The following is a 16958-nucleotide window of genomic DNA, read 5'->3' on the forward strand; positions in this document are numbered from 1 at the left end:
CCATACGAAGAGGAGTTTTACATATGAAAAAGTCTATGATGTTATTCGCTTCAATTACACTAGCAGGTACAGTACTTGTAGCTTGTGGTAATGATTCAGAAAATGCTGCAAATACTGCGAATACAGAGAATAATTCTCAGGAAGAATCTACAGATTCTCAATCTTCAGATCAAAGCAAGGAGATGTCAGTTGATGAATCGGCAACTGCTAAACAAGTCGATGCATATAAAGCGATTACAGACGAATTGAATAAAATGAAGGAAGATCAAGAAGTAGATTGGGATCTTGTTGAATCGACTTATACTAGCGACTTGAAAAGCGCTGTAAATGAAATCGATAATGAGTTTGATCAATTTATTACAACAGGTATTCAGGCTGGAACATCAGGAGAGCTTGAAGAGAATGTGGCACGCCAGATGATTGATAAAGGCACTCAGTCTTATTTCTACCAGAAACAAAAGTCTTTGCAGCAAGCAGTTATTGATGCGAAAGACGCTGATAAAAATGATGAAGCAATGCTTCATTTTGAAGAAATTAAGTTACTTGTAGAAAATGTTTTTGTTCCTACAGCTGAAAAACGTGATTCTTATTATGAGCTTGAAGGAGAGTCAAGCATCGTGGAGAACATTAACAGTGGATTGACTGCACAGGAAGAAGCTCTTTCTAGTGAAGAAGGTATGGAAGATTTTGCGGTAGCGAAGCAAATTACGGATAAGTCAATTTATAGAAGCTATTACCTTGCTTCAAATTCTTACGCTGAGAAAATTGAAGAAGCAGTAAATGCTGGTGATTCCGAGGAACTACAAATCATGCAAACGGAAGCATTAGGATTTTATCAGGCAATTAAAGGGTCACTAGCTGGTGGAGATGAAGAAGCAGCAGCTAAACTAAGTGAGTTATTTGATATTAGTAATGAGCCTGCTTCTATTAAAGCAGACGAAGTTTCTAACCTATTCGTGAAGGCATTTGCAGGGAAAATCAAAGGCTATCACGAAAAAGTTGCAGAAATGGCTGAAGAGGGCAAAATTACTGATTCAAAAGAAGCTGCTATGGAAGCAAATGTCTTTTTGAAAGCTATTGAAATGCCAGTAACTGATGCAATCGGTCAAGAGGAAGCCGATGCGCTATACGCAGATGCAACAAGCTGGTATGAAGCAATTGATAACGATAATGCTGAAGAAGCAAACAAGCTAAGTGAGCAAATTTTGTCCGAATTACAAAGTGTAGTAGAATAATGATAGAATTTGACGGCCGCTAAATGCGGCCGTTTCTCTTGTATAAAGGTTATTTATATGAGGTATTTCAAGTGAAGGGTGCAATTTATGAACATATTGATTACAGGTGGAGCTGGTTTTATTGGAAGTAGTCTCTCCAAGTCACTATTAAAAGCAAACCACGAAGTCTCAATTATCGATCACTTTTCAACATCCTACCATGTTGAAAGGAAATTGGAGCAGGTTGAACAAATTAAAAAGATCGGTCCTGTTGCGATACATGAGTTTGATTTACTAGATGAGGAGAAAACAATCGCTCATTTTAATGAACACTCTTATGATGCCGTTATTCATCTGGCTGCACTACCTGGCGTACAGCCTTCTTTAACGGATCCACATGCTTACATTGATCAGGATATAAAGGTTACTGTTAACGTGTTAAGGGCTGCTGGAATTTCAGGTGTATCCCAAGTGTTATTTGGTTCTTCTTCTTCGGTATACGGTGATCAAGATGGTCCAGTTTCAGAATCCATAGCTAATGGCAAAGTAAAGTCACCTTATGCAGCTGCTAAAGCAGGAGCAGAGTCATTCTGCCATGCCTATCAGTCGCTTTATGGTTTCAAATTAACAATCCTTCGTTTTTTCACTGTTTATGGACCATGGGGGAGACCCGATATGGCCATTCCACTCTTTCTAACAAAACTTTTAAATGGAGAGCCAATCCATATATACGGTCGTCATCAATCTAGGGATTTTACATACATCGATGATATTGTAAACGGTATATCCCTTGCACTTAATCAAACGAAACAGTCTGAAATTTATAACCTCGGCTCTGGAAAACCGGTTCGTCTTGAAAACTTAATTCGTCTTTTAATGAACTATTTTCCTGATGCAAATGTAGTAGACGAAACGTTTCGTGCTGGCGATGTTAGACACACGTGGAGTAACATAGAGAAGGCGAAGAAAGATCTTGGGTATGTTCCTGAAATAGGATTCGAAGAAGGGTTGCGGAGAACAGTCGAATGGGCAAAAAATTATCACGATTAGTAAAGTGGAATGTTGGCTTGCTCCTAGTCATGCTGTTTATTTTTCTTCTATTAAATAAGTTTAGTTTATCGATGGTAACCTCTTTTAGCTTTAAACTCCTAACTCATCCAATTGTGCTTCTTACGATGGTTGGAGGGTATACAGTCTCATTCTTATTGCGAGGCTGGTGCTGGCAACTTCTTGTTGATCAGAAGATCAAATTCAAAGTATACATAGCAGGAATTTTCTATAGCTTGTTTTTTAATCATCTTCTTCCGTTTAAAGGAGGGGAAGCCGTTCGAATGGGAGTCTTGGCACAAGAACAGCAAGGGAAATGGGGAACAGCTATTCAATCGGTTATTCTATTACGCATGGTTGATATGTTCTGGTTGGGTGTATTTGCGATTGTCGGTGCTGCTTGGATAGGAATTAACGTTCATCTAAATTTTCTAATTGGATTGCTTTTTGGTTTAGTAGCTTTAGGTGTACTAGTCGTTCTATTTCTTAAAAAAAGTAAGTTGCAATCCGTATTCAAAAGGCAGTGGCTCACGTTAAGAGACCTTATGATTTCATCGTATTTCCCTGTCGTTATCGTGCTATCATGTATAAGTTGGATTGCTGAAGGGGTTGTGGTCTTCGGTGTTGCAAGCCTAACTGAATACACTTTTACTTATTGGAATGCGATGTGGGTAACGGCACTATCGGTGGGGGCAGGTGTGTTTCAGCTAGCACCAGGAGGATTTGCAACCTATGAAAGTGTTATGAGTTTCTCTTTAAACCAGGTCGGTTTTGGTTGGGAGGAAGCTCTTTCGATTGCGCTTATTACACATGCATTTAAATACCTCTATTCTTTTGCTGCCGGTCTGGTAGCGTTTTACCTTTATCCTCTTCAATTTCGTAGATTGAAGACGTTTCTAACTAAGAAAGGAGAAACATCATGAAGCAAGCATCAGGTTTTGAGAAAATAGCAGCGAGGTGCTGGAACCTTCTTAATGAAGGTAAGCCATTCACCCCAATCTTTGTTACTGGGACTGTATTGTTAGTGTATCTAACACAGTGGTCTTCAATCGAGTTCTGGGAAGCCTTTATTATTGGACTTGGTGCCATTCTTCCCCTTCTTGTTTTATATTACGTATACGATTTTCCACTTTTTTTAAGGAATTATTTATGGCTACCATTAATGGCATATTTATTACTATTTGATACATACGCCTTATCAGCAGCATTGCTTGGAGTTGGTTTGTATTTCTTCTTTACCGTTTTTTTCTGGGGAACATTCTATTACCACCTACGAATCGGGACAAGCTGGCTGAACTTCACACGTTTCTGGAAGTTAGTGCTTAAGAATAGTGATTCAACAAGTGGAAATGCCCAAGAACAATTGCCTAAGTTTCTATTGATCATACCAATATGGTCGATGGTCATTAATGCATCAATGGGTTCTGGGCCTTCGTTCCAGTGGAGCAACCTTCTATACTTATACGCTGGGATCTGGTTGTTTAGCTTTGTTTTGCATCGGAATTTATTTGATTGGAAACCTGAGGTCAAACCTGATTATACAAAGGCGATACCGAATACTTCTACAAATGAACGCGTTATGATGATCGTCATTGACGGAATGCGTAAAGAACGTTTTCAAGAAGCGAATACACCATTTCTCGATTCATTAAAGAAAAACGGGACAGAATACAGTCAAATGGAAACTGTTTACCCAGCACGAACGGTGGTGTGTTTTTCTTCCATGATGACAGGCACCTACCCTCTCGAGCATGGTATAAAGTCAAATATGGTTTGGAAGCTTGGGGTAAAGGTAGAAACCATTTTTGATACTTTACGTAAAGTTGGAAAAAGCGGACGTCTCCTTGGTATCGCTCATCTTGTTGATGCAATGGGTGACGATGTTGACACAGTAACAGCTGTTATGAACAACGATATAGCTGATACCAAAATCATGGAAGGCGCACGCCGAATCATGTTGGATAAAAATCCTGACTTCTTCGCAGTACAGCTAATCGGTACCGATCAAACTGGCCATGCAAGAGGTGTATTGTATGATGATTACATTCAAAAAATTGAAGAAGCAGATAAACTAGTTGAGGAATATGTTGGATGGTTAGAGGAACAAGGATTCATGGAAAATACAACATTAATTGTTTGTGCTGATCATGGTCAAGCAGATGGAATTGGTGGGCATGGCCATCTCGATGAAGGGGAAAGGTACGTACCTTTCTTCATGAATGGTCCTTCAATAGCAAAAGGGAAAATCATTGAGGACAAGCATAGCCTTACATCTGTAGCACCAACTGTTGCTCATCTGCTAGGAGCTCCAATCCCTTCTCATAGTAGGGGAGCTATTCTAGAAGATGCTTTTCAAGATAGGAAGGAAGAAATAAGGTAATGAAACAACACGTAATAGTATTTTTACCTGCTCATAATGAAGAACATGCGATCGGAGAAGTTATTAAGCAGATTCCACGTCATTTTCACTCGAATGTTCGTGTGAGTGTGCTCGTTATCGATGATGGATCAACTGACCGAACAGTTGAAGTAGCAAAACATTATGGCGCAGACTATGTTTATTCTTTTACTGAAAATCAAGGGCTAGGTGCTGCAGTGCGTAAGGGTCTATCCCATTCTCTTGAACTCGGCGCGGATATTGGTGTTATGCTCGACGCTGATAATGAGTATCCAGCATGGCAACTTCCCGAACTTTTAGATCCTCTATTACGTGGTGAAGCGGATTATGTAATGGGTTCACGCTTTAAAGGAACGATTGATGGAATGCGTCTTCATCGTCGATTAGGAAACTACTGCTTTACTTTCCTACAATCTCTTCTATTACAGAAGTGGATCTATGACGGTCAATCCGGAATGAGAGTATTCTCAAAACAGGCGATGGAGCACGGCGAAATTATTCATGATTACAACTATGCACAGGTCTTAACCTTAAACCTTGTTAGAAAAGGGTTTAGGGTGAAGGAAGTGCCGATCGCCTATCAGGTTCGTTCTACAGGAGAATCTTATATTAAATTTAAAGCGTATGTTACATCGGTTTTACCAGCCATTATGAAAGAGATAATGCGACCAGTAGAAAAAGTGAAAATCGATGAGAATGCGCATGTATTAGCGAGAAATCCTATTCCGGATTTCGTGGCAGAAAAGTCACAATAATTGCAGATCATTTATTGACTTAAGAGCTGATAATCATTATCATTATCAATGAGGAGGATTTTCAATGATAAAACGTATTTTTTCAATAGCATTCATAGTAGTATTGATCAGTACACTTTCTGTTCCTGATCTGGCTCAGGCCTATTCTTATGGTGACCCAACAGAAGAGATTGTGGCTGAAGCATATGTTGAAATGTCTGCTAAACTAAACGAGTCTCCTCCAAAGTATGAAGAAGCGAATGAAATATTTGCTTCAGTAAGTGACGAAATAAAGTTACATATGGGTGATGATGCTGTTCAAGCAGTTCAAAGCGAGCTTGATGATGAGAATAAAGAAGCTGTCATTAAAAATATGCAGGAGATTCTTGTTCTCAATATTTCACGTCGACTCGAAGGCGTTGAACAGGATTTTGAAGAATATGATACAACTAGAAAACTGGTAGGTAAAGCAGATGCGACATACAAAAAGCTTTCACCAGTTGTTAAACAAGATAACCAGGATCTAGATGAAACGATTAAAGCTGAATTTGAAACGCTTCTTAACTCTCTAGGTAACCCGGGATTATTCGGTGTTGGTGAGAAAGAATCAGATAAAGAACAATTTATTGAAAGCAAAAAGATTATCCTTGATGGTTTAAAGGCTCAATTCGATATGAAATCAGTTGAAATTGGGCACTTTGGCGAAAGCGCCACAGATGAAGAGACAGCAAGCAACGGTAAAACAGAATGGACAGATCTTGGTCAGTTATCAAATTGGTTACCGCTTGTATTGCTTATTGTCGTGATTGCGAGCGTTGTGATCTATACAAAAAGGCGTCGTCGCTCGTAACATTTGATTGTAGAAAGGGGAAAACATAATGGAAATTCAGGCATTACTGATTATGTTCAGAGAAGTACTTGAAGCACTTCTCATCATTGGAATCATTACAACATACATGAAGCGAATGGGACAGTGCCAGTATAATAAATTTGTCTGGCTCGGTGCAGGGCTTGCCGTATTAGCAAGCGTTGGGGTAGCCATGTTGTTCCAGGTTGTCTTCACAGGGTTCGCTGCGATGGGAAGTGAGATCTACCTGAAGATTTCCATTATGTTAATCTCTGCTGTACTACTTACTCAAATGGTTTTCTGGATGGCTTCACATAGCCGCGATCTTAAAGGTAAAACTGAAGGTAAGATGACCCAGCTCATTACAACAGGTAACATTGTAGGAATGGTGATTCACTCATTTCTTGTTGTTCTTCGAGAAGGTGTTGAGACTGTCTTCTTCTTCGCTGCCATTACAGGTGGGGATATCGGCAAAGGGTTTGAAGGTTGGGGTGCCATTACAGGAGTCATAATTGCTTCTGGTGTTTCCTACTTCTTCTTTAAGGGTACAATGCGTATTCCACTTAAATCTTTCTTTAAAGTAACAGGGATTTTCATTGTGTTGATTGCAGGTGGATTGTTTGTTCAGGGCATTTCGATGATGCAAGATATTAAAATGATCGGTAGCGTAATGCCTCACGTATACGACTTAACGTGGTTCCTACCTGAACATCCGATTGATTATGCTCACTACGTTCGTGATCATGGTGTGGCGCCACTGCTCTCTGGTGATATAGGGATATTCTTTAAGGCATTGTTTGGATATTCATCTATGCCATCACTTGAAGAAATTGTTGGATATATCGGATACTTCACCGTCATTTACCTACTTGTTAATACGAAAAAAGAACCTGCGAAAGCTAGCGTAAAAGAACCAAAAACGGCTGTTTATAACACATCAAACAAGATGAATGAATCTGCAGTTAAATAATTAACTAAGGTGCAAGGCGATGCATATCGTCTTGTGCTTTTTCTTTATGGCTATGTTAGCTCATATTGTTAATTTCTCGATTTTTGGCTCATTCGAGTGAAACCTCAGTTTTACTCGCCTTTCAGCTCTGCTGAAAGGTCGCCCTGTGATGACCAATCGCTTCGAGCAAATTCATTTGCTCAGGCGATTGGTCACCACAGGGCATAAATGAGCCAAAAATCAACACTGTTGATTAACATAGCCTTCTTTATTATTACAAACGTCTTATAATGGATCTAACTAAAGGGTGATGTGGTTTGAATCGATTAGATGAGAAATTAGTATGGAACAAGATTCTTATATGTACACTATGGATTGTTTCCATTAGTAGTATATTCCTTGTAGTGTGGTGGAGATTTGTCTATGCACTCGATGTACCGCGTTCGTGGGATCAAGTTGACTTTTCTTTGGCATTAACGAGGTTTGACCTATTTGCTATGCAGCCACATTTCCCCGGGTATCCTTATTTCATCCTGGGTGGGATGCTTATTAACGAGTGGGTTGTGAATCCAACTCAGGCTCTTGCAAATTGGAATTCACTTTTGTTATTAACGACTGTTTATCCGATTTACAAACTTAGTCGATCCTATCTCTGGGCGACAGGGAGCGTAGTAGCGGTAGCGATCATTCAATCAATGGTTTTTCTAAATGTTATGGCTGTTCAACCGATGAGTGAAGCAGCTGCTGTAGCGATCCTCTGGTGGTATATCTGGATATTACAGAGTGCCTTTCAACGCAAGAACTCGACAGTATTTGTTGTCTTGTCATCTTTATTATTTAGTTTCTTATTAGGTATACGCCTTTCGTACCTACCGTTTGGGATCGGACTTTTACTCCTTCTATTATCACGAAAAAAGCAATTCAAAACCCGAGAGTACGCCTCGTTTTTAATTATTCAAATAAGCATTGCTTTATTGTTTCAGTTGATATGGGTGGCTGGACTTGCAGTCTCAGAAGGCGGAGTAGCAGCGTTTATTCAATTAGCGCTCGGTTTCTCGAATGGACATTTTCAGGATTGGGGAGGAACGGCGGTTTCAGCTTCTTCATCTATTCTTGAACGACTTTCCAATTTGCTGTTCTATAATATCGCTTGGACTGGTTTCGCTGGACAATCTACTTTGTTGTTAGGCGTGATTGCACTATTCTCTGTCTATGCAGCGATTGCATTAGTGAAAAGAATAAGAAAGTCTAGTGGTACTCCGTTCGTTTGGGCTTACGTAGCAATGTTTATTGGTTATTTCCTGTGGGCTTTATTTGCGCAAAATGTTGATAAGCCAAGGCATATCCTTCCTCTACCAACGATGGCACTGTTTGGCCTTGCTACCATTATTGTGAGTGAGCATACTCTTCGTACTAGAGTAATGGTTTTTTTATTATTCGTAGTGGTTACACAAACTACTTTCTCGTACGTCGTTATGAAAGAGGCAGAAAAGCCAGCAGCTGTTCATCAACTTATTGATTATTTAGAAGAGATCAATGAACCGGTTATCGTGTATACATGGGAAGAAACAAGGGTAATGGGATATGTAGATGCCGACTTTGAACATGAACAGATCTATACGTATTCTACTTTTCGATCAGATAAAAGCTATTACGAAAACCATCGAATCTTCTTAACAGGGGAAGTTGTAGATGGATTTAAAGAACAGGGAATTCCAATTGAGAATTCAATAAAGAGAGTCATAAACTTTGATTCATCATCCTTGTATGATCCTATTTATGACAACATTGTTTTATATGAGTATCGCGAATAAAGAAAATAGCGGGATTGTGGTACAATGAGAGGCGAACATAGATACGCCTTTAAAGGGAATAGTGAGGTGAGTCAGCATGGAGCAAAATCTTAAGAACAAGCTAGCAATCCTTCCTGACCAGCCCGGGTGTTACTTAATGAAAGATCGCCAGGGAACGATTATTTACGTTGGGAAAGCAAAGGTTCTGAAAAATAGAGTACGTTCATATTTTAGTGGATCACATGATGGAAAGACACAGCGTCTAGTAAGTGAAATCCGGGATTTTGAATATATTGTTACATCTACAGATCTTGAAGCACTGATTCTAGAGCTTAATTTGATTAAAAAGCATGATCCTAAATATAATGTCATGTTAAAAGACGATAAAAGCTATCCATACATTAAAATCACATCTGAAGAGCAGCCACGTCTAATTACCACGAGAAAGATAAAGAAAGATAAAGGAAAGTATTTTGGACCTTATCCAAATGCGTATGCAGCTAGTGCTACAAAGAAGTTGCTAGATCGTCTTTATCCACTACGGAAATGTAGAAAAATGCCTGACCGTGTTTGCCTTTACTACCACATTGGTCAATGTCTTGCACCTTGCGTGAAAGATGTTACGAAAGAACAAAATAAGGAAATGATTGATGGAATCACGCGTTTTCTAAATGGCGGCCATCAAGAGGTTAAAGAGGACATTGAACGGAAGATGGGTCTTGCTGCTGAGAATATGGATTTTGAGCGAGCAAAAGAATACCGCGATCTTATGTTTCATATCGATAAAGTAATGGAAGTACAGAAGATCCAATCCAATGACGGAATTGATAGGGATATCTTTGGTTACAGCTACGATAAGGGCTGGATGTGTGTTCAAGTCTTCTTTGTTCGTCAGGGAAAGCTTATTGAAAGAGATGTTTCACTGTTTCCATTCTATAATGATGCGGAAGAGGATTTCTTAACCTATCTCGGTCAATTCTACTTACAGAAAAACCATCCAAAACCGAAAGAATTGCTTTTGCCACAGCATGTTAATGCTGAGATGGCACAAGAATTGTTAGAGATTCCTGTTCACCAACCGAAGCGAGGAAAGAAAAAAGAGCTCGTTGAATTGACAGAAAAAAATGCTACGATTGCTCTTAATGAGAAATTCTCTCTCATTGAGCGTGATGAGAAGAGAACAATTGATGCAGTCGAGAATTTAGGGGATCAACTCGGAATTGACGCACCACTCCGAATCGAAGCATTTGATAATTCTAATATACAAGGGACAAATCCTGTATCGGCTATGGTTGTTTTCCTAGATGGCAAGCCTAAGAAAAATGAGTATCGTAAATACAAAATTAAAACGGTTGAAGGTCCAAATGATGTTGGATCGATGAAAGAAGTCGTTCGTAGACGCTACTCAAGAATGTTGAAGGAAAGTGGCCCCCTACCGGACTTAATTATTATTGATGGTGGAATTGCTCAAATTCAAGCTGCAAAAGATGTGCTTGAGAATGAACTAGGACTTGATATACCTGTATGTTCTTTAACAAAAGATGAGAAACACAAAACATCACATTTACTCATAGGTGATCCACCTGTTGCTGTCTATTTATCAAGAAACAGCCAGGAGTTCTACCTATTGCAGCGAATACAAGATGAAGTCCATCGCTTTGCGATAACGTTCCATCGTCAGCTCAGAGGAAAATCTATGCTGAAATCAAGTCTTGATGATATTCCAGGTATCGGAGAGAAGCGTAAAAAAATGCTTCTTAAACATTTTGGCTCAATTAAAAAAATGAAAGAAGCAAGTGTAGAAGAATTACAAGAAGCAGGTTTACCTCAAGCTGTTGCAAAGGAGTTACTTGTAAGATTCGAAAATCAAGCGAATTAATTTGCAACAATCTGTTGCGGCTTTCTGCTCAGTCCGTTATAATGAATGAAATTTAATAGGTCCACACTTCGAAAGTTGAAGTGATGGTAGAGGCGCAAAAACCATTAGTAAGTTCTCTCTAGAGTGATAAGACTCGTCGACAGGAGCTGAAAGGGGAATTTGCCGAAGTGGAAAGACGCTTATCTGTCTGAAGCTGGATCTGTGTTGAATAAATGCAGAGCTGTCATCCAATACCTACCCTGGAATTGGATGGAGAACTATCTCACAAAGGGACGTTTTCTTGGATTTGTTTTGAAAACAACAGTGAGGTTTTTCTCATTGTTGTTTTTTTTATACTTTATTACTTTTTCATAAGCTTCTTTTCTAAAGGCTCTTTTTCTAAAAGATTGTTGCTTTTGAAACAAATAAAACACCACACTTCGCAATTGGAGCGGAAGGATGCTGGACTAGCGGGACAGGTGAGACCCCACAGGAGCGTAAGCGACGAGGAGGATCACCGCCCGCCCCGCGGAAAGCGAGCATCCTGGAGCGGAAATTCACCCATTCATGTAGCAACAATGTCTGCGAAAAGAGCTTTTTATAAAGAATAAAGTATAACAAAACGAAAACCATATTACTCTTGATTAGTGAGGCGTGTGCGTTAAGTGCATAAATAGAGTGAGAAACCAGTTACATGAGAGAAAGGATGGAGAGAGTGGGACTACGCGTATTAAAGTTTGGTGGAACATCTGTAGGCGATGTAGAGAAAATTAAAAATGTCTCAAGAAGACTCATTGAGGCAGTGGATGCTGGTGACGAAGTTGTTGCTGTCGTATCTGCTATGGGGAAAACAACCGATGAACTTGTTGGATTAACAAAAGGTATTACAACAAAACCCTCTCCTAGGGAGCTAGATATGCTTCTAACAACAGGTGAGCAAGTAACAACTGCGTTACTTTCAATGGCAATACAAGAAGCAGGATACGATTCAGTATCGTTAACTGGCTGGCAGGCTGGAATAAAGACAGAAACGTTTCATGGCAATGCCAGAATCCTTGATATCGATTCAAAGAGAATGAATCAGCATCTTGCTGAAGGGAAAATTGTAATCGTTGCTGGATTCCAGGGACTTACAGATACAACCGATATTGCTACGCTTGGTAGAGGTGGATCTGATACAACAGCAGTTGCGATAGCTGCTGCTCTTAAGGCAGATCGGTGTGAAATTTATACAGACGTAGATGGTGTTTATACAACCGATCCTCGGTATGTAAATGCAGCTAGGAAACTGTCTACCATTTCTTATGATGAAATGCTTGAACTTGCCAATTTAGGAGCAGGGGTTCTGCATCCAAGAGCGGTTGAGTTCGCCAAAAATTATAATATATTGCTTGAGGTCCGCTCGAGCTTTACGAATGAACCTGGAACGTTAATAGAGGAGGTAGCATCAATGGAACAAAATTTAGTCGTCAGGGGTCTGGCGTTTGAAAGTAACGTAACAAAAATCACGATTTCTGGATTACCAAACGAAATTACAACACTACCAACTCTTTTCTCATCTCTCGCGTCTAATGGCATTAATGTCGATGTTATTATTCAAAGTACAAGTGAGAAGAATACAACAAGCATTTCATTTTCAATCGAAACGGCTTCTCTTGAGTTAACATTGGATGTGTTAAACCGAATTAAAGTCAAATTACCATACAATAATATTTTCCATGAATCTGATTTAGCTAAAGTATCAATTGTAGGATCAGGAATGATCTCTAACCCAGGTGTCGCTGCCCAGATGTTTGAAGTACTATCTGAACATGGGATTGAAATCAAGATGGTCAGTACATCAGAAATAAAAGTTTCTACAATTGTGCCTCAGGATAAAATGATTTATGCGATTGAGTCACTACATGATCAATTCCAGTTAGATGAGAGAAAGCCAGTTGAGCAAGTATAACGAATGAAAGGGAGACCACATTGGGTCTCCCTTTTTATTCTACTTTATCTTTTGGATCCCATTTAACTGTGATCTGAATGTCGTTCTTTTTGTCAGTTTCATAGGCTTCTGTCATACAGTTAAGCATGTTTTGGTACTGCTCAGATATAAATCCAGCTTCTAACTGATAACAAGGCATCCGAGTCGTGTTCTTTCGTTCTGTAATTAATTGTGATTGGAGCAGGAAAATGATCTCATTCTTTTTTTCCTGTTGTACTAAGAGTGTACCCCAACTCGCTTTCGTGAAGAATTCTATTATTTCTTCTTTAGAAGAGAGTGGGTATTGTCTTGCCATCTCCTTGCCTGTCCAGTACAGAACGGCTGGCTGTTCATTTCCTAAAAGCTCAGGAAGAAGAATCTCCCTTAAGAATTCATACCCAAAAGCTGTTGTTTCTACTTCATGGCTATAGTCAATCGTGTTTGTACGCTTCTTAAACATAAATTCCTCCTAGCTTGTCTGCTATAATTATAACGTTTAGAAGCGAATTCCTCCATAGCACAATAGATAGAAATAAAATAAAAAGAGCACATTGAATTGTGACAAATTAGAGTCAACTTAATAGATTTAGAAAAGTCTGAATGTACGCGTTTTCTTGACGGTCCTAAATGATGGGAGTACAATGGTTATGTCACAATTTAATCGACAGAAAGCGATGATTTCTGTGCATGCAAAGACATCTATTGTAGAAAAATGCACTGACAGATGGTAGCTTAACAACTTAAAAGGGGGACACACAAAACATGGCCGCAAGTCGAGACTTTGTAAGCCGAAAATTGCATTCGCTTCTAGGGGTTATTCCACTCGGACTCTATGTTACGCAACATCTAACAGTAAACTATTTCGCAACAAGAGGGCCTGAGGACTTTAATGCAGCAGCGCATTTTATGGAAAGCCTACCTTATCGTTATTTATTAGAAATTTTCGTTATTTTCTTACCGCTCTTATTCCATGCGATTTATGGTGTGTTTATCGCATTTCAATCCAAAAATAACGTAAGTACTTATGGGTATTTACGCAATTGGATGTTTTACTTGCAGCGGATATCTGGTGTAATCGTACTTATTTTTGTAACATGGCACGTTTGGCAGACTAGGATTCAAGCCGCTATGGGAGCAGAAGTTAACTATCAAATGATGGCTGATATTCTATCAAACCCTGGAATGATGATCTTTTATATCGTAGGTGTTGTAGGTACTGTCTTCCACTTTGCGAATGGTTTATGGTCGTTCTTCGTAAGCTGGGGCTTAACAGTTACACCTAAATCACAACGCGCAATGACTTACGTGACAATGGTTATTTTCGTTGCACTATCATTCGTTGGGATCCGCGCGTTATTTGCATTCGTATAAGAAACCGAACAGTCTTCACCATCAAGTCTGGACACATAATATCCAGACAGAGCCAGCATTTAAGGGGGAACCGTTCTTATGAGTAAAGGTAAATTAGTAATTGTTGGAGGCGGTCTTGCCGGGTTAATGGCAACGATCAAAGCGGCAGAAGCCGGAATGAATGTAGATTTACTTTCCATCGTACCAGTTAAGCGATCTCACTCTGTTTGTGCACAGGGTGGAATTAACGGTGCTGTTAATACAAAAGGAGAAGGAGATTCTCCTTGGGAACACTTTGATGATACAGTTTATGGAGGAGACTTCCTTGCGAACCAGCCTCCAGTAAAGGCTATGTGTGATGCGGCACCTGGTATCATCCATTTAATGGACCGTATGGGTGTTATGTTTAATAGAACGCCAGAAGGTCTACTAGACTTCCGACGCTTTGGTGGTACTCAGCACCACCGTACTGCGTTTGCAGGGGCGACAACAGGACAACAGTTGCTTTATGCATTAGATGAGCAAGTACGTCGCCATGAAGTGGCTGGACTTGTCACGAAATATGAAGGATGGGAATTCCTATCTGCGATTCTTGATGATGGAGGTGTCTGTCGTGGAGTTGTCGGTGAGAACTTGACGACATCTGAAATTCGCAGCTTTGAAGCTGATGCTGTAATTATGGCAACAGGTGGTCCTGGTATCATCTTTGGTAAAAGTACAAATTCGGTCATTAATACTGGATCAGCAGCTGGTGCTCTTTATCAACAGGGAGCGATTTATTCGAATGGTGAGTTTATTCAAATTCATCCTACAGCTATTCCTGGTGATGATAAGCTACGTCTTATGAGCGAATCTGCACGAGGGGAAGGCGGACGTGTTTGGACATACAAAGACGGTAAACCTTGGTACTTCCTCGAAGAAAAATATCCTGCATATGGTAATCTAGTACCGCGAGATATTGCAACGAGAGAGATTTTTGATGTTTGCGTACGTCAAAAGCTTGGAATCAATGGCGAAAACATGGTTTACCTTGACCTTTCCCATAAAGACTCTAAAGAGCTTGATATTAAGCTTGGCGGAATCATTGAGATTTATGAGAAATTCATGGGTGACGATCCTCGTAAAGTACCTATGAAAATCTTCCCTGCTGTTCATTACTCTATGGGTGGTCTTTGGGTTGATTTTAACCAACAAACGAATATCCCAGGATTATTTGCAGCGGGTGAATGTGATTATTCTCAACACGGTGGAAATCGTCTAGGAGCAAACTCGCTACTTTCTTCTATTTATGGAGGTATGGTAGCTGGTCCGAATGCGGTAGAGTATATTAATGGTCTTGAAGAAACGGTTGAAGATTTACCATCAACTTTATTTGAGAAGCATCAGCAGGAAGAGCAGTCCAAACAAGATGCGATTCTGAAAATGGACGGAACAGAAAACGCATATCAAATTCATAAAGAACTTGGTGAGTGGATGACTGCTAATGTTACTGTGGTAAGAGATAATGAAAAGCTTCGAGAAACGGATGAGAAGATCCAAGAGTTAATGGAGCGTTACGAGAATATCAACATTAATGATACGTCTAAATGGAGTAATCAGGGAGCTGCATTTACTCGACAGCTTTCAAACATGCTTCAACTTGCAAGAGTCATCACAATTGGTGCCCTTAATCGAGATGAAAGCCGTGGAGCTCATTACAAACCTGAATTCCCTGACCGTAATGATGAAGACTGGCTTAAAACGACTATGGCAAAATACGATGCAGTTAACAATAAACCAGAGTTCTACTATGAAGAAGTAGATACATCATTAATTACACCTCGTAAACGCGATTATTCGAAGAAGAAAGCGGGGAAAAACTAATGAGTGAAGAACGTACAGTTACGCTGAAGATTAAAAGACAAGATGGTCCAGAATCAGCATCGTATGAAGAATCATTCACAATCCCATATCGTCAAAATATGAACGTTATTTCTGCGCTAATGGAGATTCGACGTAATCCAGTTAATGCAAAAGGCGAAAAAACAACACCTGTTGTGTGGGAAATGGGTTGTCTAGAAGAAGTATGTGGGGCCTGTTCGATGGTCATCAACGGGAAGCCACGTCAATCATGTACCGCCCTTATCGATCACCTCGAGCAGCCGATTCGCCTTGAGCCAATGACGACATTCCCTGTCGTTCGTGACCTAGCAGTGGATCGAAGCAGAATGTTCGACGCTCTTAAAAAGGTGAAAGCATGGATCCCGATTGATGGCACTTATGATCTTGGACCTGGACCAAGAATGCCTGAGAATAAGCGACAGTGGGCGTATGAACTTTCAAAGTGTATGACTTGCGGTGTATGTCTAGAAGCGTGTCCTAATGTTAATAGCCGGTCTGAGTTTATTGGACCTGCAGCTGTTTCACAAGTTCGCTTGTTTAACGCGCATCCTACAGGTGCAATGAACAAAGAAGAACGACTTGAAGGATTAATGGATGAGGGAGGACTTGCCAACTGTGGTAATTCGCAGAACTGTGTGCAATCATGTCCTAAAGGAATCCCATTGACGACGTCAATTGCTGCTATGAACCGTGCAACATCTCTTCAAACATTTAAGAACTTCTTTGGAAGTGACCATTAAAAAGAAAGATCCCCATAATGGGGATCTTTTTTGTATATGAAAACTAACATTTTTAGTTATTTCTCAGGAAATGATGAATGAAGGCGAAGCCTGTCATCCTTGAATACTTGATGTAGTGTAAAAGAGTTTGCTATTTACTGTAACACGTATGCTTATGAATCATATATTGTATGGACTA

At 39.8% G+C, this 16958-nt stretch carries 14 protein-coding genes and 1 riboswitch; of the genes, 13 read left to right on the forward strand and 1 reads right to left on the reverse strand.

Annotation, left to right across the window (positions count from 1 at the left end; translation table 11 throughout):
• The first annotated feature begins 23 nt into the window (after nt 1-23).
• From AB986_RS16565 to AB986_RS16610, 10 genes are all read left to right on the forward strand, one after another.
• Nucleotides 24-1235, forward strand: a complete 1212-nt coding sequence (locus AB986_RS16565; protein ID WP_048312469.1) for a hypothetical protein — start codon at nt 24-26, stop codon at nt 1233-1235.
• Between the two features lie 87 nt (nt 1236-1322).
• Nucleotides 1323-2264: an NAD-dependent epimerase/dehydratase family protein gene (locus AB986_RS16570; protein WP_048312472.1), complete on the forward strand. Its 942-nt coding sequence runs from the start codon at nt 1323-1325 to the stop codon at nt 2262-2264.
• Nucleotides 2240-3184, forward strand: a complete 945-nt coding sequence (locus AB986_RS16575) for a lysylphosphatidylglycerol synthase transmembrane domain-containing protein (RefSeq protein WP_048312475.1) — start codon at nt 2240-2242, stop codon at nt 3182-3184. Before AB986_RS16570 ends, AB986_RS16575 begins: the two co-directional genes overlap by 25 nt.
• Nucleotides 3181-4641, forward strand: a complete 1461-nt coding sequence (locus tag AB986_RS16580; protein WP_048312478.1) for an alkaline phosphatase family protein — start codon at nt 3181-3183, stop codon at nt 4639-4641. The genes AB986_RS16575 and AB986_RS16580 overlap by 4 nt, the downstream gene beginning before the upstream one ends.
• Nucleotides 4641-5414 carry a glycosyltransferase family 2 protein gene (locus tag AB986_RS16585; protein WP_048312481.1) on the forward strand — a complete coding sequence of 258 codons (774 nt, stop codon included), beginning with the start codon at nt 4641-4643 and terminating at the stop codon, nt 5412-5414. The genes AB986_RS16580 and AB986_RS16585 overlap by 1 nt, the downstream gene beginning before the upstream one ends.
• A gap of 64 nt (nt 5415-5478) precedes the next feature.
• Nucleotides 5479-6243 (forward strand): hypothetical protein, encoded by a 765-nt coding sequence (locus AB986_RS16590; protein WP_048312483.1) that lies wholly within the window; start codon nt 5479-5481, stop codon nt 6241-6243.
• A gap of 28 nt (nt 6244-6271) precedes the next feature.
• On the forward strand, nt 6272-7210 hold the full coding sequence (locus AB986_RS16595) for an FTR1 family iron permease (RefSeq protein WP_048312485.1): 939 nt from the start codon (nt 6272-6274) through the stop codon (nt 7208-7210).
• Nucleotides 7211-7506: 296 nt separating this feature from the next.
• Nucleotides 7507-9003 carry a hypothetical protein gene (locus AB986_RS16600; protein WP_084006612.1) on the forward strand — a complete coding sequence of 499 codons (1497 nt, stop codon included), beginning with the start codon at nt 7507-7509 and terminating at the stop codon, nt 9001-9003.
• A gap of 76 nt (nt 9004-9079) precedes the next feature.
• Entirely contained in the window at nt 9080-10861 is a 1782-nt protein-coding gene (uvrC, locus tag AB986_RS16605) for an excinuclease ABC subunit UvrC (RefSeq protein WP_048312487.1), read from the forward strand.
• A gap of 79 nt (nt 10862-10940) precedes the next feature.
• Nucleotides 10941-11129, forward strand: a riboswitch (Lysine riboswitch).
• A gap of 426 nt (nt 11130-11555) precedes the next feature.
• Nucleotides 11556-12791: an aspartate kinase gene (locus tag AB986_RS16610; RefSeq protein ID WP_048312489.1), complete on the forward strand. Its 1236-nt coding sequence runs from the start codon at nt 11556-11558 to the stop codon at nt 12789-12791.
• Between the two features lie 34 nt (nt 12792-12825).
• On the opposite strand, the gene AB986_RS16615 is transcribed toward AB986_RS16610, so the two are convergent.
• Nucleotides 12826-13269: a YslB family protein gene (locus AB986_RS16615; RefSeq protein WP_048312490.1), complete on the reverse strand. Its 444-nt coding sequence runs from the start codon at nt 13267-13269 to the stop codon at nt 12826-12828.
• A 302-nt stretch (nt 13270-13571) separates the two neighbouring features.
• On the opposite strand from AB986_RS16615, the gene AB986_RS16620 reads away from it, so the two are divergent.
• From AB986_RS16620 to sdhB, 3 genes are all read left to right on the forward strand, one after another.
• A complete protein-coding gene (locus AB986_RS16620) occupies nt 13572-14180 on the forward strand; it encodes a succinate dehydrogenase cytochrome b558 subunit (RefSeq protein ID WP_048312492.1) in 609 nt (202 codons plus the stop codon).
• Nucleotides 14181-14258: 78 nt separating this feature from the next.
• Complete coding sequence (gene sdhA / locus AB986_RS16625) at nt 14259-16022, forward strand: succinate dehydrogenase flavoprotein subunit (RefSeq protein WP_048312494.1); 1764 nt, start codon at nt 14259-14261, stop codon at nt 16020-16022.
• Entirely contained in the window at nt 16022-16780 is a 759-nt protein-coding gene (sdhB, locus tag AB986_RS16630; RefSeq protein ID WP_048312496.1) for a succinate dehydrogenase iron-sulfur subunit, read from the forward strand. The genes sdhA and sdhB overlap by 1 nt, the downstream gene beginning before the upstream one ends.
• Nucleotides 16781-16958 lie beyond the last annotated feature (178 nt).

Source organism: Guptibacillus hwajinpoensis (assembly GCF_001039475.1).
Lineage (GTDB): Bacteria > Bacillota > Bacilli > Bacillales > Guptibacillaceae > Guptibacillus > Guptibacillus hwajinpoensis.

Excerpts from the sequence above, each read along its gene's own strand:
- AB986_RS16620 (WP_048312492.1), top strand. The coding sequence starts at position 13,572 with ATGGCCGCAAGTCGAGACTTTGTAAGCCGAAAATTGCATTCGCTTCTA.
- AB986_RS16595 (WP_048312485.1), top strand. The coding sequence starts at position 6,272 with ATGGAAATTCAGGCATTACTGATTATGTTCAGAGAAGTACTTGAAGCA.
- AB986_RS16615 (WP_048312490.1), bottom strand. The coding sequence starts at position 13,269 with ATGTTTAAGAAGCGTACAAACACGATTGACTATAGCCATGAAGTAGAA.
- AB986_RS16585 (WP_048312481.1), top strand. The coding sequence starts at position 4,641 with ATGAAACAACACGTAATAGTATTTTTACCTGCTCATAATGAAGAACAT.
- AB986_RS16565 (WP_048312469.1), top strand. The coding sequence starts at position 24 with ATGAAAAAGTCTATGATGTTATTCGCTTCAATTACACTAGCAGGTACA.
- sdhA (WP_048312494.1), top strand. The coding sequence starts at position 14,259 with ATGAGTAAAGGTAAATTAGTAATTGTTGGAGGCGGTCTTGCCGGGTTA.
- uvrC (WP_048312487.1), top strand. The coding sequence starts at position 9,080 with ATGGAGCAAAATCTTAAGAACAAGCTAGCAATCCTTCCTGACCAGCCC.
- AB986_RS16570 (WP_048312472.1), top strand. The coding sequence starts at position 1,323 with ATGAACATATTGATTACAGGTGGAGCTGGTTTTATTGGAAGTAGTCTC.
- AB986_RS16580 (WP_048312478.1), top strand. The coding sequence starts at position 3,181 with ATGAAGCAAGCATCAGGTTTTGAGAAAATAGCAGCGAGGTGCTGGAAC.
- sdhB (WP_048312496.1), top strand. The coding sequence starts at position 16,022 with ATGAGTGAAGAACGTACAGTTACGCTGAAGATTAAAAGACAAGATGGT.
- AB986_RS16590 (WP_048312483.1), top strand. The coding sequence starts at position 5,479 with ATGATAAAACGTATTTTTTCAATAGCATTCATAGTAGTATTGATCAGT.
- AB986_RS16575 (WP_048312475.1), top strand. The coding sequence starts at position 2,240 with ATGGGCAAAAAATTATCACGATTAGTAAAGTGGAATGTTGGCTTGCTC.